Here is a 17977-nt window from a genome sequence, read left to right as displayed (position 1 = left end):
GGCTCTTACTTGATCAGACCATCCAGCGGCGACGAGGCGCTGGCATAGAGTTTTTTCGGCATACGCCCGGCCAGATAGGCCAGACGGCCAGCGACAATGGCGTGTTTCATGGCTTCGGCCATCATGATCGGCTGCTGTGCGTGAGCAATTGCCGAGTTCATCAGCACCGCCTCACAGCCCATTTCCATGGCGATGGTGGCGTCGGAAGCAGTACCGACACCGGCATCGACCAGCACCGGGACTTTCGATTCCTCGAGGATGATCTGCAGGTTGTACGGGTTGCAGATCCCCAGGCCCGTACCGATCAGGCCGGCCAGCGGCATCACCGCGATACAGCCGGCTTCGGCCAGCTGACGGGCGATGATCGGGTCGTCGCTGGTGTAGACCATCACATCGAAACCGTCCTTGACCAGCACTTCGGCGGCCTTGAGGGTCTCGATCACGTTGGGGAACAGGGTCTTCTGGTCGGCCAGCACTTCCAGCTTGACCAGATTGTGGCCATCGAGCAGTTCACGGGCCAGGCGACAGGTGCGCACGGCTTCGACCGCATCAAAGCAGCCGGCGGTGTTCGGCAGGATGGTGTAGCGATCAGGCGGCAGTACGTCGAGCAGGTTCGGTTCGCCCGGGTTCTGGCCGATGTTGGTGCGGCGCACGGCAACCGTGACGATCTCGGCACCGGAAGCCTCGATGGCCAGGCGGGTTTCTTCCAGGTCACGGTACTTGCCGGTGCCGACCAGCAGGCGCGACTGGAAGGTACGACCGGCCAGGGTGAAGGGCTTGTCGCTACGAACGTTGCTCATCGGTAATCCTCTTGAAGGTTGAGGGACTTGCAGGTAAATCGCGAAGGCCTAGCCACCGCCAATGGCGTGCACCACTTCAACCTGGTCGCCTTCGTTCAGCGCGGTGCTGTCGTGCTGGCTGCGTGGCACGATATCCAGGTTGAGTTCGACCGCCACCCGGCGACCTGCCAGGTCAAGCCGGTTGAGCAGGGCCGCGACGCTTTCGCCATCGGGCAATTCGAAAGGTTCACCGTTCAGTTGAATGCGCATGCGCACGGCCGCCATTATTTTTAGGGGCCCGCATTCTAGCCCTGATCAGGGCGCAAACCCAAGGCCGGGCCGCGCCATTCGTCTCGATCCGGACTCGCGGGTCAGCTCAGGCGCCAGGCTGCAAGGCCCAGGCACAGCCATCCGCCGAGAAACGCCAGGCCGCCAAAGGGGGTGATGATACCGAGCTTGCCGATACCGCTCAGGGTCAGCACATACAGGCTACCGGAAAACAGCAGGATCCCCAGGGCGAACAGACCACCGGCCCAACCGACCAGGCGCCCGGGCAGGTGCACCGACAGCACCGCCACCGCGAGCAGCGCCAGGGCATGCACCAGCTGGTAGGTCACGCCGGTATGGAAGATCGCCAGGTATTCGCTGCTCAGCCGGCCCTTGAGGCCATGAGCCGCAAAGGCGCCCAGGGCCACGCCGGTAAAGCCGAAAAACGCCGAAAGCAGCAGAAAACTACGCAGCATTGGGAAGACTCCTAGTCAGCACAGGGTCTGTATAATGGCCCGCTCCATCGGTTCGGCCAAGCCATCACCTATGCTGTCTTCCATTTTCCGTCGCCTCACCCGTGCCCTGCTGTGGTTTGCCGCAGGCAGTGCCCTGCTGGTGCTGGTGTTTCGCTGGCTGCCGCCGCCAGGCACCGCGCTGATGGTCGAGCGCAAGGTCGAGTCCTGGTTCAACGGCCAGCCCATCGACCTGCAACGGGACTGGGAGCCATGGGAACAAATCTCCGATGAGCTGAAAGTGGCGGTGATCGCCGGCGAAGACCAGAAGTTCGCCAACCACTGGGGCTTTGACTTCAACGCCATCCAGGCGGCGCTGGCCCATAACGAACGCGGCGGCAGCATCCGTGGTGCCAGCACCCTCAGCCAGCAAGTGGCCAAGAACCAGTTCCTCTGGGCTGGCCGAAGCTGGTTGCGCAAGGGCCTGGAAGCCTGGTTCACCGCGCTGATCGAGCTGCTGTGGTCGAAAGAGCGGATTCTTGAGGTCTATCTCAACAGCGCTGAATGGGGCGAAGGGGTGTTTGGCGCGCAGGCGGCAGCGCGGCACCACTTCGGCGTCGATGCCAGCCAGCTGTCGCGCCAGCAAGCCAGCCTGCTGGCAGCGGTACTGCCCAGCCCGTTGAACTGGAGCGCCAGCCGGCCAAGCACTTACGTGGCGCGACGCGCCGGCTGGATTCGCCAGCAGATGCGCCAACTGGGCGGTAACGGCTACCTGGCGCCGCTGGACAGCCCACGCCGGGCGCCCTGGAGCCAATAAAAAACCCGGCAGAGCACGCACCTTGCCGGGTTTTCATTGTTCGCTGATTACTGGGTAAACGACTTAGAACGCGCCCATGTAGTCACGCTTGCCCACTTCTACACCGTTGTGACGCAGGATTGCGTAAGTGGTGGTGACGTGGAAGAAGAACTGCGGCAGGCCGTAGGTCAGCAAATAAGCCTGGCCACTGAAGCGCTTCTCTTTCGGCGTGCCGGGACGGGTCACGATTTCGATGCCTTCCTTGCCGTCGATCTGCGCCGGCGCAACGCCGTCCAGGAAAGCCAGAACCTTGCTGATCAGCGCTTGCAGTTCAGCAAAGGTGGTTTCGCTGTCATCGTATTTCGGCAACTCGACCTCAGCCAGGCGCGCCGATACACCCTTGGCGAAATCAACAGCGATCTGCACCTGGCGAACCAGTGGAAACATATCCGGATACAGGCGAGCCTGGAGAAACACGCTCGGCTCAATGTTTTTCGCCGTAGCGTGAGCTTCGGCCTTGCTCAGAACATCGCTCAAGGCGTTGAGCATTTGCTTGAAAACAGGAACAGAAGCAGCATACAAGGAAATGGTCATAACAGCCTCGACAGGGGTGGCGGAGAATCATGAAAAAGCCCCGACACGTCGGGGCTTTTTGGTTATTGCCGTTTTGCGAATCAGACCGCGATCAAGGCTTTGACCTTATTCATCGCGTTCTTTTCCAGCTGGCGGATCCGCTCGGCGGACACGCTGTACTTCTCGGCCAGGTCATGCAGGGTGGCCTTTTCCTCGGCCAGCCAGCGCTGGTAGAGGATATCGCGGCTGCGGTCATCCAGACCCTGCAGGGCTTCGTGCAGGTTGCTGGTGGAGTTGTCACTCCAGTCGGCATCCTCCAGCTGACGCGCAGGGTCGTAACGGTGGTCTTCCAGGTAGTTGGCCGGCGACTGGAACGCACTGTCGTCGTCGGCTTCACTGGCCGGGTCGAAGGCCATGTCCTGACCGGTCAGGCGGCTCTCCATCTCCCGCACTTCACGCGGCTCGACGCCCAGGCTTTCGGCGACACGATGGACTTCATCGTTGTTCAGCCAGGCCAGGCGTTTTTTCTGGCTGCGCAGGTTGAAGAACAGCTTGCGCTGGGCCTTGGTGGTGGCCACCTTGACGATGCGCCAGTTGCGCAGGATGAACTCGTGAATCTCGGCCTTGATCCAGTGCACCGCAAAGGACACCAGGCGCACGCCCATTTCCGGGTTGAAGCGCTTGACCGCTTTCATCAGGCCAACGTTGCCTTCCTGAATCAGGTCGGCCTGGGCCAGCCCGTAGCCGGAATAGCTGCGAGCGATGTGTACGACAAAGCGCAGGTGGGCGAGCACCATCTGCCGAGCCGCCCCAAGATCCTGCTCATAGTAGAGACTCTCGGCCAGTTCACGCTCCTGCTCCGGCGTCAGCAGTGGAATGCTGTTGACCGTGTGCACGTAGGCTTCCAGGTTTGCGCCGGGAACCAGGGCATAGGCAGGTTGCAACGAAGTGGTCATACGAAAAAACCTCCGACTCACTAAACTCGTGCCAAAGGCACTGCCAACATTGACCGGGAACCGCGAAACAAGTTCCCTAAAAATGAAAAGAGTCAATACCGGCAAAAAGACACTATCGCGGTGCAAGCTCGCTCAAGTGGCGGGCGACCGCAATCCAAGCACCGATATACCCTAACAATACCGCTCCAAGCAAGAGGGAAAGACCATCGGCTGACGGAACCCCGGCCAGGGCAAAATCACTGCCATATAGCCCGGAAAGCCCGATAACCGCGTCATTCAGCCAGTTCAGGCCAAATGCCAGCACGCCCCAGGCCAGTACCCCGGCACCCAGGCCGTACAAGGCGCCCATGTACAGGAAAGGCCGGCGCACATAGCTGTCGGTGCCACCGACCAGCTTGATCACTTCAATCTCGGTACGACGGTTCTCGATGTGCAGGCGAATTGTGTTACCAATTACCAAAAGCAGGGCCGAGACCAGCAAAACGGTCAAGCCGAAGACGAACCGATCCCCCAACTTGAGGATCGCTGCCAGGCGCTCGACCCACACCAGGTCAAGCTGCGCGGCTTCGACCTTGGGCAGCTCGGCCAGGCGCTGACGCAGGGCTTCCAGTGCCGGCTTGTCGACTTGCGCCGGGGTCACCACCACCACGCCAGGCAGCGGGTTTTCCGGCAGTTCGCGCAGGGCTTCGCCCAGGCCGGACTGCTGCTGGAACTCGTTGAGGGCCTGTTCGCGGCTGACATACTCGGCTTCGGCAACACCTGGCAAGCCTTTGATCTGCTCGCGCAGGGCTTCGCCGTCATGGCTGCTGGCATCCAGCTTCAGGTACAGTGAAATCTGCGCCGCGCGCTGCCACGAACCGCCCAGACGCTCGACGTTGCTCAGCAGCAACGACAGGCCCATCGGCAGGCTCAGGGCCACCGCCATCACCAGGCAGGTAAAGAAGCTGCCGATCGGCTGTTTGCCCAGGCGCCGCAGGCTGTCGAGCAGGCTCGAGCGGTGGCTTTCCAGCCAGGCGTGCAGCAGGGTACGGAAATCCGGGCCATCATCATCGTGAGCGCCGCGTTTTTTTTGTTCCGGTGCAGGTTCAGCGGCTTTTGGCGCTACCCGCTCGGACACCTTGGGACTACGTGTCGCACTCATTGCCCGGCCTCCCCATCGCCGATCAAGCGGCCGCGCTGCAGGGTCAGCATGCGATGGCGCATGCGCGCGATCAGCGCCAGGTCGTGACTGGCGATCAGCACGCTGGTACCCAGGCGGTTGATATCTTCGAAAACGCCCATGATCTCCGCGGCCAGGCGCGGGTCGAGGTTACCGGTGGGTTCGTCCGCCAGCAGCAAGGCCGGGCGGTGGACGATAGCGCGAGCAATGCCGACGCGCTGTTGCTGGCCGGTAGACAGGTCGCCGGGGTACAGCTCGGCTTTGTCCGACAGGGCCACGCGCTCGAGCGCCGAGTCGACCCGCTTGGCCACTTCGGCCTTGGACAGGCCGAGGATCTGCAGCGGCAGGGCGACGTTGTTGAACACGGTGCGGTCGAACAGCAGCTGGTGGTTCTGGAATACCACGCCGATCTGCCGGCGCAGGAACGGGATCTGCGCATTGCTGATCTGCCCCAGGTCCTGCCCGGCCAGCAGCAACTTGCCGCTGGTGGGGCGTTCCATGGCCAGCAGCAGGCGCAGCAGGGTACTTTTGCCGGCACCGGAATGGCCGGTAACGAACAGGAATTCGCCCCGACGCACCCGAAAACTCAACTCATGCAGGCCAACGTGACCATTGGGGTAGCGCTTGGCGACCTGTTCGAATCGAATCATGGATGCTCCCGCTCGGCAAACAGTGCTTTCACGAAGGGTTCGGCTTCGAACGTGCGCAGATCGTCAATTCCTTCGCCCACGCCAATATAGCGGATCGGCAGGCCGAACTGCTTGGCCAGGGCAAAGATCACCCCGCCTTTGGCGGTGCCGTCAAGCTTGGTCAGGGCCAGGCCGGTCAGTTCGACGCTCTGGTTGAAATGCTTGGCCTGGTTGATGGCGTTCTGGCCGGTACCGGCGTCGAGCACCAGCAGCACCTCGTGCGGCGCGTCGGCATCGAGCTTGCCGATAACCCGGCGAACCTTCTTCAGCTCTTCCATCAGGTTGTCTTTGGTGTGCAGGCGACCGGCGGTGTCGGCGATCAACACATCTATGTTACGGGCCTTGGCGGCCTGCACGGCATCGAAGATCACCGAGGCCGAATCGGCGCCGGTGTGCTGGGCGATGACCGGGATCTGGTTGCGCTCGCCCCAGACCTGCAGTTGCTCGACCGCTGCGGCGCGGAAGGTGTCGCCAGCGGCGAGCATGACTTTCTTGCCTTCAAGCTGCAGCTTTTTCGCCAGCTTGCCGATGGTGGTGGTCTTGCCAGCGCCGTTGACGCCGACCACCAGGATCACGAACGGCTTGGCCTGGTGGTGGATACGCAGCGGTTGCTCGACCGGCTTGAGCAGGTCGGCCAGCTCGCCTTGCAGCGACTTGTACAACGCATCGCTGTCGGCCAACTGCTTGCGCGCAACCTTCTGGGTCAGGCTCTGGACGATCACCGAGGTGGCTTCGACGCCAACGTCGGCGGTCAGCAGGCGGGTTTCGATCTCATCGAGCAGGTCGTCGTCGATAGCCTTCTTGCCCAGGAACAGGCTGGCCATGCCTTCGCCGATACTGGCGCTGGTCTTCGACAGGCCCTGTTTGAGGCGGGCGAAGAAGCCACCCTTGCTCTCTTCGCTGCGGGCTGGAGCGGCAGGCTCGGCTGGAGCAGGCTCGGCAACCGCAGCAGGCACCGCAACGGCAGCGGCTACAGGGGCAGGCTCGGGTTGCGGTACGACGACCGGCGCAGGCGCAACAACCGGTTCAGGCGCAACGACTACTGGCTCAGGCTCAGGCTCAGGCACAACCACCACCGGCTCAGGCTCAGGCTCAGGCTCGATGACCGGGGCCGGGACAGGCTCCTGACGCGGTGGAATGGGCGGCGGCGTATGCGGCTCAAGGTCGGCAACCAGGGCTACCGGCTCTTCAGGCACGGGCAGCACCAGGCCGACGGACGGTACCGGTTGCACCTCGACTGGCGCAGCAGGTGGCGCAGCGGTCACAGGCTCCGGCGCGGCAACCGGCGCAGGCGCAACCTCGACCGGGGCAACGGCGGCCACAACCTCGGCAGGCAACGCAGCAGGTTGCTCCGCTTCAATCGGTGCAGGAGCTTGCGGCTGTTCGGCTACAGGTTGCTGGGGCTTTTTGCGCAGCCAGCCGAACAGGCCTTTCTTTTCACCAGCCGCGGCCGGCGTCTTTTTGTCGTCGTTGGAACCAAACATGGAAGACGGCTATCTCAGGGTAGCGATGCGCCACTGCGGCGCTTCTTAAATTCTCTTAACGCAGAACAGTCTACTTTTAATCCGGCTCGTTCTTGCGCAGCATTTTGTCATCAAGCCTTCGGGCTGGTTCCATGACAGGCATGGTCCTCAGGCAACCGGATCAGTATCCTAGCACCTCCAAGCCCGCCGACGCTAAGACCACGCGGGCAGTCCTACAGGTTAAACAACGTATGAATGCTCTAGCCCGCCGCGCCGCTGGCCTGTTGCTCAGCACAGTTTGTCTGCCGTTCGCGGCCTTTGCCGCCGATACGCAACCCACCCACGAGTTCATTCTCGACAACGGCCTGAAAGTGGTCGTGCGCGAGGACCACCGGGCGCCGGTGGTGGTCTCGCAGATCTGGTACAAGGTCGGCTCGACCTACGAATCCCCCGGCCAGACCGGCCTTTCCCATGCACTGGAACACATGATGTTCAAGGGCAGCGAGAAGCTCGGCCCCGGCGAAGCCTCGCGCATTCTGCGTGACCTGGGCGCCGAAGAGAACGCCTTCACCAGCGACGATTACACCGCCTACTACCAGGTACTGGCCCGCGACCGCCTGCCGGTGGCACTTGAGCTTGAAGCCGACCGCATGGCCAGCCTGCGCCTGCCGGCCGACGAGTTCAGCCGCGAAATCGAGGTCATCAAGGAAGAGCGCCGCCTGCGCACCGATGACCAGCCCAACGCCAAGGCCTTCGAGCTGTTCAGCGCCATGGCCTTCCCGGCCAGCAGCTATCGCACCCCGACCATCGGCTGGATGGCTGACCTTGACCGCATGAAGGTCGAGGAGCTGCGCCACTGGTACGAGTCCTGGTACGTGCCGAACAACGCCACCCTGGTGGTGGTCGGCGATGTCACCGTCGATGAGGTCAAGGGCCTGGCCCAGCGCTTCTTCGGCGCCATCCCGAAACGTGCGGTGCCACCGGCCAAGCTGCCGCTGGAACTGGCCAAGCCTGGCCTGCGTGAAACCACCCTGCATGTGCAAACCCAGCTGCCGAGCCTGATCTACGGCTTCAACGCCCCGGGCCTGGCCACTGCCAAGGACCCGCGCACCGTGCACGCCCTGCGGCTGATCTCGGCGCTGCTCGACGGCGGCTACAGCGCTCGCCTGCCGAGCCGCCTGGAGCGCGGCCAGGAGCTGGTTTCCGGCGCCTCGTCCAGCTACAACCCGTTCACCCGCGGCGATAGCCTGTTCCTGATCTCGGCCACGCCGAACCTGCAGAAGCACAAGACCCTGGCCGACGTCGAAGCCGGTATCTGGAAGCTGCTCGACGAGCTCAAGACCACCCCGCCCTCGCCTGAAGAGCTTGAGCGCGTACGTGCCCAGGTCATCGCCGGGCTGGTCTACGACCGCGACTCCATCAGCAGCCAGGCCACCGCCATCGGCCAGCTGGAAACCGTCGGCCTGTCGTGGAAACTGATCGACAGTGAACTGGACGAGCTGAAAAGCGTGACGCCGGCCGATATCCAGAACGCCGCCCGCACCTATTTCACCCGTGAACGCCTGAGCGTTGCCCATGTACTGCCCGAGGAGAACGCTCATGAGTGAACGCAGCGAACCCCGCTACACCCTGATCGGCTTGGGCCTGCTGTTGCTGATCGGCCTGCTGGCATTCTTCCTGGCCAAGCCTGCGCAGTCGGATAACGCCGCGCAACCGGCCACCAGCACCGCAGCCAAGCCGGCCAATACCCTGCAATCGCTGGCCGAGCTGGACGGCAAGGCGCCAAGCCGCCGGCAACTGAACATCCAGACCTGGAACACCGCCGAAGGCGCCCGCGTGCTGTTCGTCGAAGCCCGCGAGTTGCCGATGTTCGACCTGCGCCTGACCTTCGCCGCCGGCAGTAGCCAGGACGGCGATGCCCCGGGCCTGGCGACCCTGACCAACGCCATGCTCAACGAAGGCGTGGCCGGCAAGGACGTCACCGCCATCGCCGAAGGCTTCGAAGGCCTGGGCGCCGACTTTGGCAACGGCGCCTACCGCGACATGGCTGTAGCCTCGCTGCGCAGCCTGAGCGCCGCCGACAAACGCGAGCCGGCGCTGAAGCTGTTCGCCGACGTGGTCGGCAAGCCAACCTTCCCGCAGGACGCCCTGACCCGCATCAAGAACCAGATGCAGGCCGGCTTCGAGTACCAGAAGCAAAACCCGGGCAAACTCGCCAGCATCGAGTTGTTCGAGCGCCTGTACGGCAACCACCCCTATGCTCACCCAAGTGACGGCACCGCCAAGAGCATCCCGCCGATTACCCTGGAACAACTGCGTGCCTTCCACGCCAAGGCCTACGCCGCTGGCAACACGGTGATCGCCCTGGTCGGTGATCTGAGCCGCAGCGAAGCTGAAGCCATCGCCGCGCAGGTCTCCTCGGCCCTGCCCAAAGGCCCGGCCCTGGCCAAGCTGGCCCAGCCAAGCGAGCCCAAGGCCGGCGCCAACCACATCGATTTCCCGTCCAAGCAGACCCACCTGATGCTCGCCCAACTGGGTATCGACCGTAACGATCCGGACTACGCCGCGCTGTCGCTGGGTAACCAGATCCTCGGCGGCGGCACCTTCGGCACCCGCTTGATGAGCGAAGTGCGCGAAAAGCGCGGCCTGACCTATGGCGTGTACTCGGTGTTCAGCCCGATGCAGGTGCGTGGCCCGTTCATGATCAACCTGCAGACCCGTGCCGAGCTCAGCGAGGGCACCCTCAAGCTGGTCCAGGACATCCTCGCCGACTACCTCAAGAGCGGCCCGACCCAGCAAGAACTGGACGACGCCAAGCGTGAACTGGCCGGCAGCTTCCCGCTGTCCAATGCCAGCAACGCCAGCATCGTCGGCCAACTGGGCGCCATCGGCTTCTACAACCTGCCACTGACCTGGCTGGAAGACTACATGCAACAGTCCCAGGCGCTGACCACCGAACAGGTCAAGGCTGCGCTGAACAAACACCTGGCCGCTGACAAGATGGTCATCGTCACCGCCGGGCCAAGCGTGCCGCAAAAACCCTTGCCGCCGCCCACTGACAAACCCGCCGAGCAACCGCTTGGCGTACCGGAGCACTAATGGCCAGTCCATCCGCAAAACCGGCCAAGCCGCACCACGGCCAGGGCCAACTGCGCATCATTGCCGGCGAATGGCGTAGCCGGCGCCTGAGCTTCCCTGACGCGCCGGGCCTGCGCCCGACCCCGGACCGGGTCCGCGAGACCCTGTTCAACTGGCTCGCCCCGTACATCGAAGGGGCCAAGGTGCTCGACGCCTACACCGGCAGCGGTGCGCTGTACCTCGAAGCGCTGTCCCGTGGCGCGGCCGAGTCCGTGGCCCTGGACAGCAACCCGGCGGCCATCGCCAGCCTGCGGCAGAATCTGGAAACCCTGCGTTGCCCACGCGGCCAGGTGATCCAGACCGACGCCCAGCGCTACCTGCAGGGTGAACCGAAGCTGGCCTTCGACCTGGTGTTCCTCGATCCGCCGTTCAACCAGGGCCTGCTGCCCACCACCTGCGCCTTGCTTGAAGAGCGTCAGTGGCTGGCCGAGAGCGCCTGGATCTACACCGAGAGCGAAACCCCGCCATCGACCCTGCAACTGCCCGGCAACTGGCGCTTGCACCGGGAGAAGAAGGCCGGCCAGGTGTACTACGCACTCTGGCAGCGCGGCTGAGCAGTCACCACGACCCGGCCGCTGCCGGGTCGTGCGCGCTAAATATCTAACGCCTTTCATCTCCACGCTTGCCTGATCGTGTGCCTTGTTTTCAACCACAAGGATCACTGTCATGGATCGACGCACCTCCCTCAGGAGCAGCCTGCTCGGCCTGTTTCTGCTATCAGGCCAGGCCCTGGCCGAACCCTCCATTCGCCATGAGTTCACCCTCGACAACGGCCTGCACGTAGTCATCAGCGAGGACCGCCGGGCTCCCGTGGTCACCACACATATGCTGGTCAAGGTGGGTTCGAGTCACGAATACCCCGGGCAGTCCGGTTTGTCCCACGCCCTCGAACACCTGCTCTACCGAGGCAGTGCCAAGACCGCCCCAGGTCAGCTCTCACAGATCATCGAGCGCCTGGGCGGCGAGGACAACGCCTACACCATCCGTGACTTCACCGTGCATCATCAGACACTGCCCAGTGATCGGCTGGCTGTAGCGCTGGAGCTCAATGCCGATCTGCTCAAAGGCGCAGTGCTGAGCGAACACGAGTTCGTGCGCGAAATCGAAGCGGTCAAGGCTGAGCGGCGAGAGAATGTCGATGACGATCCATTGCAAAGGCTCTTCGAGCAACTGCAGGCCATTGCCTACCCGCAAAGCAGCTATCACACCCCGGTAATCGGCTGGATGAGTGATCTGCAGCGCATGCACAACGATGAACTGCGCGCCTGGTATCGCACCTGGTATGCACCCAATAATGCGACGTTGATCATCGTCGGCGATGTGCAGCGCGATGATGTAAAACGACAGGTTGAAAAGTACTTTGCAGGCTTCCCTCGCCAGGACCTGCCAATCAGCAAAAAACCCCTTCAAGTCACTGCGCCAGGACAACGGCAGGTTACGGTGCATGATGATTTCAGCACGCCAACGCTGATCATGGCCTTCAACGTGCCGACCTACGCCACCGCTGAATCGGCAGATGACGTGCATGCCTTGCGCCTGCTCTCGGCATTGCTGGGCTCAGGCCTGAGCGCCCGCCTCAGTACCAGGCTGGAACGCCAACAAACACTGCTATCGCATCCCGAAGTCAACTATGGGCCGGTGGCCAGGGGCGATAACCTGTTCGAAATCCAGGCCTCTATCAACACCGCCCACCCCAGACCGCTGGCCGAACTGCAAGCGGCTATCTGGGCAGAACTGCAGGCACTGAAAAAGCGTCCTCCCGAACCTGTCGAACTTGCTCGGGCGCGGGCACTGCTGCTGGCCGAAAATACCTTTGCCCGCGATTCCCTCGAAGGCCAGGCCAGCGATATAGCCGCCATGCTCGGCAGCGGCTTGCCAGCCTCTCAGTTGGACAATGACGCAACCGACCTACAGCGAATAACCTGCGAACAGATTCAACAGGTCGCCAAAACCTACTTCACCCGCGAACGACTCGCGGTCGCCTACCTGCAGGCCAAGGAGGCCGATGATGAATAAGCTCAAACGTTACCTTTTGCCTGCCCTACTGGTGATGGCATCCGCCACTTCCCACGCCCAGAGCCAAAGCGCTCCACTTGAACTGGAATCCCTGAAAACCACCGGGACACTGGCAATCAACCCGCAATTGCCGATCGAATCGTGGCAGACACCTCAGGGCAGCAAAGTCCTGTTTGTGCGCAACAACCAATTGCCGATGTTTGATCTTCAGGTTGTATTTGCCGCTGGCAGCGCCCGCGATGATGGTGCCGCCGGCCTGGCGCAACTCACCCTGAGCATGCTCGATGAAGGCACCGTCGAGCGCGATGCCTTGCAGATCGCCGAAGACTTCGACGAAGTGGGTGCGATATTCAACAAGCAGGCACTGCGAGACAGTGCAGCCGTAACCCTGCGCAGCCTCAGTAGCCAAGAGCAGAGAAGCAAAGCCGTCGGGTTGCTGGCAGAAGTGCTCGGCAAACCCCAATTGGCCGAAGACAAGCTGCCGCAGATCAAGGATCAGCTCACCAGCCTGCTCACACAACGCCAGCAGCACGCGACTTACAAGGCCCATGACCTGCTCTACCAACATGCATTCGCTAATCATCCCTACGCGTCGAACAGCATCGGCACCGTGCAGGCTATCGAATCGCTGACCATTGCCGATGTACGGGCCTTTCACCAAAGCGCCTTCAGCGCGGGCAATGCCCTGATAACCCTGGTGGGCGACCTTTCGCTCGAGCAGGCCGAGGCTATCGCGAGTCACATATCGGCAGCGTTGCCCCAGGGGCCGGCACTCTGGCCATTACCCGTGCCAGCGTCCTTCGAGCCCGAGATTTACCACCTTGAACATCCAGGCACCCAGGCGCTCTTGTTGTTCGCCATTCCCGGCATCAATGCCCGAGATCCAGATGCGCCCGCGCTGACGCTGGCCAACCTGATATTAGGTGGGCCCGGCGCAACTTCGCGGCTGTTCAATGAACTGCGCAGCCAACGCGGATTGACCTACGCTGCCAGCTCAAGGCTGATCCAGCACCCTGCCAGCGGTATCTGGACCTTTACTACTCAGGTTCAGGCCAGGTATCGCGATGCCACAATGGCGTTGCTGGAGCAATTGCTTACAGACTATGCCGTTCAGGGCCCAACTGCGCAGGAGTTCGAAGATGCGAAGCAGAAACTACGCGGCAACTACCTGCTGGGCTCGGTGAGCAACCAGCAGATCAGCGATATCCTGCGCTTCACCGGCTTCAACCAGTTACCACTGGATAGCCGCCAGGCTTTTCTCAAGAAGGTCCAGGCCTTGACCCTGGACCAGCTGAAAGTCGCATTGAAAAATCACCTCAAGCTCGACAAGCTGGTGCAAATCAGTGTCGGCCCAACGGTCGAACAGGACGCCTTGCCTGAATCCAAACCTGCAACCGGCTGATGGTTTCAAGCAAGTGTCAGTAACCGGACATACACTTATCTGAAATAGATTTGCGAGTAATACACGATGTCGCCCTCAGCCCCCAGCCCCTTCAAACCTGCCCTGGGGCTGGGCAATCCGCATTTGCAGACACTCTGGGGGCCGCTGTGGCGCAAGTCGGCGGCCCTGAGCCGTCAGCGCGAACGTCTATGGCTCGCCGATGGCGACTTTCTCGACCTCGACTGGCATGGCCCACATGAAGCAACAACGCCAGTGGTGCTGGTACTGCACGGGCTGACCGGCTCTTCCAACTCACCGTACGTCATCGGTATCCAACAGGCCCTGGCCGACTGCGGCTGGGCCAGCGTGGCGCTGAACTGGCGCGGCTGCTCGGGGGAGCCCAACCTGCTGCCACGCAGCTACCACTCCGGCGCCAGCGAAGACCTGGCCGAAACCATCGACCACCTGCGTGCGCAGCGCCCGCAAGCTCCGTTGTACGCCGTCGGTTATTCGCTGGGCGGCAATGTACTACTCAAGCATTTGGGTGAAGCCGGCTCGGCCAGCCAATTGCAGGCGGCGGTGGCGGTATCGGTACCGTTTCGCCTTGACCAGTGCGCCGACCGCATCGGCCTGGGTTTTTCCCGGGTGTACCAGGCGCATTTCATGCGCGCCATGCTCGCTTATGTGAAGGACAAGCAGCGCCACTTCCAGCATCACGGCCACCACGAAGGGCTCGCCGCGCTGGAGCGCCTGGGGCCGCTGGAAAATCTGCGCACCTTCTGGGATTTCGACGGCCGGGTGACCGCACCGCTCAATGGCTTTCGCGATGCCAAGGATTACTACCAGCGTGCTTCCAGCCGGTATTTTCTGGGCGAGAACCGCACGCCGACGCTGATCATCCATTCCAGCGATGATCCGTTCGTGTTCGCCCATAGCTTGCCAGCGGCCAATGAACTGGCGGCGCAGACCACCTTAGAGCTGCATGCACGGGGCGGGCATGTGGGCTTTGTCGATGGCAGCGTGCGCAACCCGGGGTATTACCTGGAGCGGCGGATTCCGCAGTGGCTGGCGATAAATAGAGCTGGCTGAAAAAGCATCGCCGGCAAGGCCGGCGAAAGGCTGCATTGCAGCCCAACAAGGGCTTACTCAGTCGCCGGTGGCCACCGCCCGTTTGGAGTCGGTAATCCACTCACTCCACGAGTCTGCATACAGCTTGCCCAGCGGATACCCCGCCAGCGCCAGAGCAAACAGGTTGTGGCAAGCCGTCACCCCCGACCCGCAGTAAGCGACCAGTTGCTCTGGCGAACGCTTGTCCAGCTTCTCGGCAAAGCGCTGCTTGAGCTGCTCGGCCGGCAGAAACCGCCCGTCGGCGCCCAGATTGTCGGTAAAGGCCGCGCATTGTGCACCGGGAATATGCCCGGCCACCGGATCGATTGGCTCGACCTCGCCGCGAAAACGCGGCAGCCCACGGGCATCAATCAACGTAAGCTCCGGCTGGCCCAGGCGCTCGCCCAACTGCGTGGCATCCAGTACCAGGCTATCGTCCGGCTCGCCGCTGAAGTTACCTTCGCGCTTGACCGGCGGGTCGAGGCTCAGCGGCAGCCCGGCCGCATGCCAGGCTTTAAGACCGCCATCGAGGATGAATACACCACTGCGCTTGCCCAACCAGGCCAGCAACCACCAGGCCCGGGCCGCGAAGGCGCCCGGACCATCGTCGTACAGGACAATCTCACTGTCGTTATCGATACCCCAGGCCCGCAGCCGTCCGATCAGGTGCTGCGGCTCCGGCAGCGGATGGCGCCCGGTCACGCCCTTGGTGACCGGCCCACTGAGGTCGCGCTCAAGGTCGGCAAAGTGCGCCCCGGCAATATGCCCCTCGGCATAGCTGCGCTGACCATAATCGATGTCTTCCAGGGCAAAACGGCAATCGAGAATCACCAGCGCCGGCGCCTCCAGGCGTTCGGTCAATTGCTGGGCGGTGATCAGTTGCGCGAGGGGCATGACAGTCTCCTGAACGATTGAACGGGTAAGGCCTGGGCGTTATTGCTCCAGTGCCTGGTCAAGCGAAACGTAGAACTCCTGGCACAAGGCATCCACGGCGGGGCGCGCCTTGGCGGTGACAAAGCCGAGCTCCAGCACCAATACCTGATAGACACCACGCTTGAAGGCTTCTTCACTCAAATGCGTTGAAATTTCGCGAGTCGTGCAGAGAAAACGCACCCAGGATGTGAGAACAATCCAGGCATTGAGGGTCAGCGACTCGATCTGCACGCTGTCCATCTCAACGATGCCGGCCTCGACAAAGCCGCGATAGATCGCCTGGCCCTGCAGCAGGCAACGCTGGGAAAAGCGCCTATATCGCGCAGCCAACTCTTTATCGCTGTCGAGCAGATGCTCAAGGTCGCGGTGCAGAAAGCGGTAGTTCCACATCGCCGCCAGCAGCGCCTTGAGGTAGAAGCGCTTGTCCTCGACCGTCGCCTGACGCCCTTGCGGCGGGCGCAGGAAGCTTTCCACCAACTCTTCATACTGGGTGAAGAGCACGGCGATGATTTCCTGCTTGTTGGCAAAGTGGTAGTACAGGTTGCCGGGCGAGATTTCCATGTGCGCGGCAATGTGGTTGGTGCTGACACTGCGCTCGCCCTGCTGGTTGAACAGCTCCAGGCTGTTCTGCACGATGCGCTCGCGGGTCTTGATACGCGGGGCCATGATCAATTCCAGGCGTTGAGCTTGAATGTATAGGTCCATCTTACGGTGTATCCACACCGGTATGTACCTGCAGACGCTGTGAAAAACAGTCGCACAGGGCACATATTAGAGTATATGCTCTAGAAAACCTGCCTTGCCGTGGAGTTTCGCATGCTCGCCGACGCTACCCGCTCTTTGCCGCTCACCGAATTCGATGCCCTCGACGCGCTGTTCGCCGCCCAGCGCCAGGCCTTTGCCGGTAACCCCATGCCCTCGGCGCCGCAGCGCCGGCAATGGCTGAAAAGCTTGCGCGAAGCCCTGCTGGAGCAACAGGACGCGTTGGTTGCAGCGATCAGCGAGGACTTTTCCGGGCGCAGTGCCGACGAAACCTTGCTGGCCGAACTGATGCCGAGTATTCAGGGCCTGCGCCATGGCGAAAAACACCTCAAGCAGTGGATGAAAGCCTCGAAACGCAAGGTCGGCCTGGCCTTCCAGCCGGCCAGCGCCAAGGTGCAGTACCAGCCGCTGGGCGTGGTCGGCATCATCGTGCCGTGGAACTACCCGCTGCTTCTTGCCATCGGCCCGCTGACCTGCGCCCTGGCCGCCGGCAACCGGGTAATGCTCAAGCTCAGCGAAGCCACGCCAGCCACCGGCCTGCTGCTCAAGCAGTTGCTCGACAAGGTATTCCCCGACGACCTGGTCAGCGTCGTGCTGGGTGAAGCCGAGGTTGGCCAGGCCTTCTCGCGGCTGCCGTTCGACCACCTGTTGTTCACTGGCGCCACCAGCGTCGGCCGCCAGGTAATGCTTGCCGCCGCGCAGAACCTGACCCCGGTGACCCTGGAGCTGGGCGGCAAATCGCCAGCCATCGTCTCTGCCAGCGTGCCCCTGGCCGATGCCGCCGAACGCATCGCCTTCGGCAAGACCCTCAATGCCGGGCAGACCTGCGTGGCCCCCGACTACGTGCTGGTGCCGCGCGATCGCCTCGACGACTTCGCCCATGCCTATCGCAATGTGGTCCGGCGCTTCTACCCGACCCTGGCCGACAACCCGGACTACAGCGCGATCATCAACCCACGCCACCTGGCCCGCCTGCAGAGCTACCTGGAAGACGCCCGTAGCAAGGGTGCCGAAATCATCGACCTGTACCCCGAAGAACCTCGCCAGGGCCGCCGCCTGCCGCCACACCTGCTGCTCAAGGTCAGCGACGAGATGCGTGTGATGCAGGACGAAATCTTCGGCCCGTTACTGCCACTGGTGCCCTACGACAGCCTCGACCAGGCGCTGGCCTACATCAATCAGCGCCCGCGCCCGCTGGCGCTGTATTACTTCGGCTACGAACGCCGCGAACAACAACGGGTGCTGGAGCAGACCCACTCCGGCGGCGTGTGCCTCAATGACACGTTGCTGCACGTCGCCCAGGACGACCTGCCATTCGGCGGCATCGGCCCGTCGGGCATGGGCCATTACCACGGTCATGAAGGCTTCCTGACCTTCAGCAAGGCCAAGGCGGTACTCGCTAAGCAGCGCTTCAACGCCGCGCGGCTGATCTACCCGCCCTACGGCAAGACACTGCTCAAGCTGGTGTACAAACTGTTCATTCGCTGAAAACCACCCTCGGGCCTG

Annotated in this window: 18 protein-coding genes; 8 read left to right on the top strand and 10 right to left on the bottom strand. The window is 62.5% G+C overall.

Annotated features, from left to right (window positions below; translation table 11 throughout):
• Positions 1 to 5: 5 nt before the first annotated feature.
• From PspR32_RS01245 to PspR32_RS01235, 3 genes are all read right to left on the bottom strand, one after another.
• Complete coding sequence (locus PspR32_RS01245; protein WP_010222199.1) at positions 6 to 800, bottom strand: thiazole synthase; 795 nt, start codon at positions 798 to 800, stop codon at positions 6 to 8.
• A 48-nt stretch (positions 801 to 848) separates the two neighbouring features.
• Entirely contained in the window at positions 849 to 1049 is a 201-nt protein-coding gene (thiS, locus tag PspR32_RS01240) for a sulfur carrier protein ThiS (protein WP_010222198.1), read from the bottom strand.
• 101 nt (positions 1050 to 1150) lie between these two features.
• Positions 1151 to 1522 carry a DUF423 domain-containing protein gene (locus PspR32_RS01235; protein ID WP_010222197.1) on the bottom strand — a complete coding sequence of 124 codons (372 nt, stop codon included), beginning with the start codon at positions 1520 to 1522 and terminating at the stop codon, positions 1151 to 1153.
• 34 nt (positions 1523 to 1556) lie between these two features.
• Here PspR32_RS01235 and mtgA point away from each other — a divergent pair, with 34 nt between their 5' ends.
• Positions 1557 to 2315, top strand: a complete 759-nt coding sequence (gene mtgA / locus PspR32_RS01230) for a monofunctional biosynthetic peptidoglycan transglycosylase (protein WP_374045235.1) — start codon at positions 1557 to 1559, stop codon at positions 2313 to 2315.
• 63 nt (positions 2316 to 2378) lie between these two features.
• On the opposite strand, the gene PspR32_RS01225 is transcribed toward mtgA, so the two are convergent.
• From PspR32_RS01225 to ftsY, 5 genes are all read right to left on the bottom strand, one after another.
• Entirely contained in the window at positions 2379 to 2888 is a 510-nt protein-coding gene (locus PspR32_RS01225) for a DUF1993 domain-containing protein (RefSeq protein ID WP_010222195.1), read from the bottom strand.
• 80 nt (positions 2889 to 2968) lie between these two features.
• Complete coding sequence (gene rpoH / locus PspR32_RS01220) at positions 2969 to 3823, bottom strand: RNA polymerase sigma factor RpoH (RefSeq protein WP_010222193.1); 855 nt, start codon at positions 3821 to 3823, stop codon at positions 2969 to 2971.
• A gap of 112 nt (positions 3824 to 3935) precedes the next feature.
• Complete coding sequence (gene ftsX / locus PspR32_RS01215) at positions 3936 to 4964, bottom strand: permease-like cell division protein FtsX (RefSeq protein WP_010222192.1); 1029 nt, start codon at positions 4962 to 4964, stop codon at positions 3936 to 3938.
• The gene (gene ftsE, locus PspR32_RS01210; protein WP_010222191.1) at positions 4961 to 5632 is read right to left on the bottom strand and encodes a cell division ATP-binding protein FtsE; all 672 of its coding nucleotides are present in this window, start codon (positions 5630 to 5632) and stop codon (positions 4961 to 4963) included. Before ftsE ends, ftsX begins: the two co-directional genes overlap by 4 nt.
• Positions 5629 to 7155 carry a signal recognition particle-docking protein FtsY gene (gene ftsY, locus PspR32_RS01205; protein WP_159387990.1) on the bottom strand — a complete coding sequence of 509 codons (1527 nt, stop codon included), beginning with the start codon at positions 7153 to 7155 and terminating at the stop codon, positions 5629 to 5631. Before ftsY ends, ftsE begins: the two co-directional genes overlap by 4 nt.
• 230 nt (positions 7156 to 7385) lie before the next feature.
• Between ftsY and PspR32_RS01200 the strand changes: the two genes are divergently transcribed.
• The 6 genes from PspR32_RS01200 (at position 7386) to PspR32_RS01175 (ending at position 14758) form a co-directional block, all read left to right on the top strand.
• Positions 7386 to 8741 carry a M16 family metallopeptidase gene (locus tag PspR32_RS01200; RefSeq protein ID WP_010222189.1) on the top strand — a complete coding sequence of 452 codons (1356 nt, stop codon included), beginning with the start codon at positions 7386 to 7388 and terminating at the stop codon, positions 8739 to 8741.
• Positions 8734 to 10233 carry a M16 family metallopeptidase gene (locus tag PspR32_RS01195; protein ID WP_159387989.1) on the top strand — a complete coding sequence of 500 codons (1500 nt, stop codon included), beginning with the start codon at positions 8734 to 8736 and terminating at the stop codon, positions 10231 to 10233. The genes PspR32_RS01200 and PspR32_RS01195 overlap by 8 nt, the downstream gene beginning before the upstream one ends.
• Complete coding sequence (gene rsmD / locus PspR32_RS01190) at positions 10233 to 10826, top strand: 16S rRNA (guanine(966)-N(2))-methyltransferase RsmD (RefSeq protein WP_010222187.1); 594 nt, start codon at positions 10233 to 10235, stop codon at positions 10824 to 10826. The genes PspR32_RS01195 and rsmD overlap by 1 nt, the downstream gene beginning before the upstream one ends.
• Before the next feature lie 112 nt (positions 10827 to 10938).
• Positions 10939 to 12288: a M16 family metallopeptidase gene (locus PspR32_RS01185; RefSeq protein ID WP_010222186.1), complete on the top strand. Its 1350-nt coding sequence runs from the start codon at positions 10939 to 10941 to the stop codon at positions 12286 to 12288.
• The gene (locus tag PspR32_RS01180; RefSeq protein ID WP_010222185.1) at positions 12281 to 13690 is read left to right on the top strand and encodes a M16 family metallopeptidase; all 1410 of its coding nucleotides are present in this window, start codon (positions 12281 to 12283) and stop codon (positions 13688 to 13690) included. Before PspR32_RS01185 ends, PspR32_RS01180 begins: the two co-directional genes overlap by 8 nt.
• A gap of 66 nt (positions 13691 to 13756) precedes the next feature.
• Positions 13757 to 14758 carry a hydrolase gene (locus tag PspR32_RS01175; RefSeq protein ID WP_010222184.1) on the top strand — a complete coding sequence of 334 codons (1002 nt, stop codon included), beginning with the start codon at positions 13757 to 13759 and terminating at the stop codon, positions 14756 to 14758.
• Between the two features lie 57 nt (positions 14759 to 14815).
• On the opposite strand, the gene PspR32_RS01170 is transcribed toward PspR32_RS01175, so the two are convergent.
• Complete coding sequence (locus PspR32_RS01170; RefSeq protein WP_159387988.1) at positions 14816 to 15670, bottom strand: sulfurtransferase; 855 nt, start codon at positions 15668 to 15670, stop codon at positions 14816 to 14818.
• A 39-nt stretch (positions 15671 to 15709) separates the two neighbouring features.
• Positions 15710 to 16375 carry a TetR/AcrR family transcriptional regulator gene (locus PspR32_RS01165; RefSeq protein ID WP_010222181.1) on the bottom strand — a complete coding sequence of 222 codons (666 nt, stop codon included), beginning with the start codon at positions 16373 to 16375 and terminating at the stop codon, positions 15710 to 15712.
• A 150-nt stretch (positions 16376 to 16525) separates the two neighbouring features.
• On the opposite strand from PspR32_RS01165, the gene PspR32_RS01160 reads away from it, so the two are divergent.
• Complete coding sequence (locus PspR32_RS01160; protein WP_036995391.1) at positions 16526 to 17959, top strand: coniferyl aldehyde dehydrogenase; 1434 nt, start codon at positions 16526 to 16528, stop codon at positions 17957 to 17959.
• Positions 17960 to 17977: the final 18 nt, after the last annotated feature.

The organism is Pseudomonas sp. R32, from assembly GCF_009866705.1.
Classification (GTDB): Bacteria; Pseudomonadota; Gammaproteobacteria; order Pseudomonadales; family Pseudomonadaceae; genus Aquipseudomonas; species Aquipseudomonas donghuensis.
The sequence above is the reverse complement of the archived record's forward strand: the minus strand, read 5'-3'. Positions and strand labels throughout refer to the sequence as shown.

Excerpts from the sequence above, each read along its gene's own strand:
- mtgA (WP_374045235.1), top strand. The coding sequence starts at position 1,557 with ATGGCCCGCTCCATCGGTTCGGCCAAGCCATCACCTATGCTGTCTTCC.
- PspR32_RS01170 (WP_159387988.1), bottom strand. The coding sequence starts at position 15,670 with ATGCCCCTCGCGCAACTGATCACCGCCCAGCAATTGACCGAACGCCTG.
- PspR32_RS01225 (WP_010222195.1), bottom strand. The coding sequence starts at position 2,888 with ATGACCATTTCCTTGTATGCTGCTTCTGTTCCTGTTTTCAAGCAAATG.
- PspR32_RS01180 (WP_010222185.1), top strand. The coding sequence starts at position 12,281 with ATGAATAAGCTCAAACGTTACCTTTTGCCTGCCCTACTGGTGATGGCA.
- PspR32_RS01245 (WP_010222199.1), bottom strand. The coding sequence starts at position 800 with ATGAGCAACGTTCGTAGCGACAAGCCCTTCACCCTGGCCGGTCGTACC.
- PspR32_RS01175 (WP_010222184.1), top strand. The coding sequence starts at position 13,757 with ATGTCGCCCTCAGCCCCCAGCCCCTTCAAACCTGCCCTGGGGCTGGGC.
- ftsY (WP_159387990.1), bottom strand. The coding sequence starts at position 7,155 with ATGTTTGGTTCCAACGACGACAAAAAGACGCCGGCCGCGGCTGGTGAA.
- PspR32_RS01165 (WP_010222181.1), bottom strand. The coding sequence starts at position 16,375 with ATGGCCCCGCGTATCAAGACCCGCGAGCGCATCGTGCAGAACAGCCTG.
- PspR32_RS01185 (WP_010222186.1), top strand. The coding sequence starts at position 10,939 with ATGGATCGACGCACCTCCCTCAGGAGCAGCCTGCTCGGCCTGTTTCTG.
- PspR32_RS01200 (WP_010222189.1), top strand. The coding sequence starts at position 7,386 with ATGAATGCTCTAGCCCGCCGCGCCGCTGGCCTGTTGCTCAGCACAGTT.
- ftsE (WP_010222191.1), bottom strand. The coding sequence starts at position 5,632 with ATGATTCGATTCGAACAGGTCGCCAAGCGCTACCCCAATGGTCACGTT.
- rsmD (WP_010222187.1), top strand. The coding sequence starts at position 10,233 with ATGGCCAGTCCATCCGCAAAACCGGCCAAGCCGCACCACGGCCAGGGC.
- thiS (WP_010222198.1), bottom strand. The coding sequence starts at position 1,049 with ATGCGCATTCAACTGAACGGTGAACCTTTCGAATTGCCCGATGGCGAA.
- PspR32_RS01195 (WP_159387989.1), top strand. The coding sequence starts at position 8,734 with ATGAGTGAACGCAGCGAACCCCGCTACACCCTGATCGGCTTGGGCCTG.
- rpoH (WP_010222193.1), bottom strand. The coding sequence starts at position 3,823 with ATGACCACTTCGTTGCAACCTGCCTATGCCCTGGTTCCCGGCGCAAAC.
- ftsX (WP_010222192.1), bottom strand. The coding sequence starts at position 4,964 with ATGAGTGCGACACGTAGTCCCAAGGTGTCCGAGCGGGTAGCGCCAAAA.
- PspR32_RS01235 (WP_010222197.1), bottom strand. The coding sequence starts at position 1,522 with ATGCTGCGTAGTTTTCTGCTGCTTTCGGCGTTTTTCGGCTTTACCGGC.
- PspR32_RS01160 (WP_036995391.1), top strand. The coding sequence starts at position 16,526 with ATGCTCGCCGACGCTACCCGCTCTTTGCCGCTCACCGAATTCGATGCC.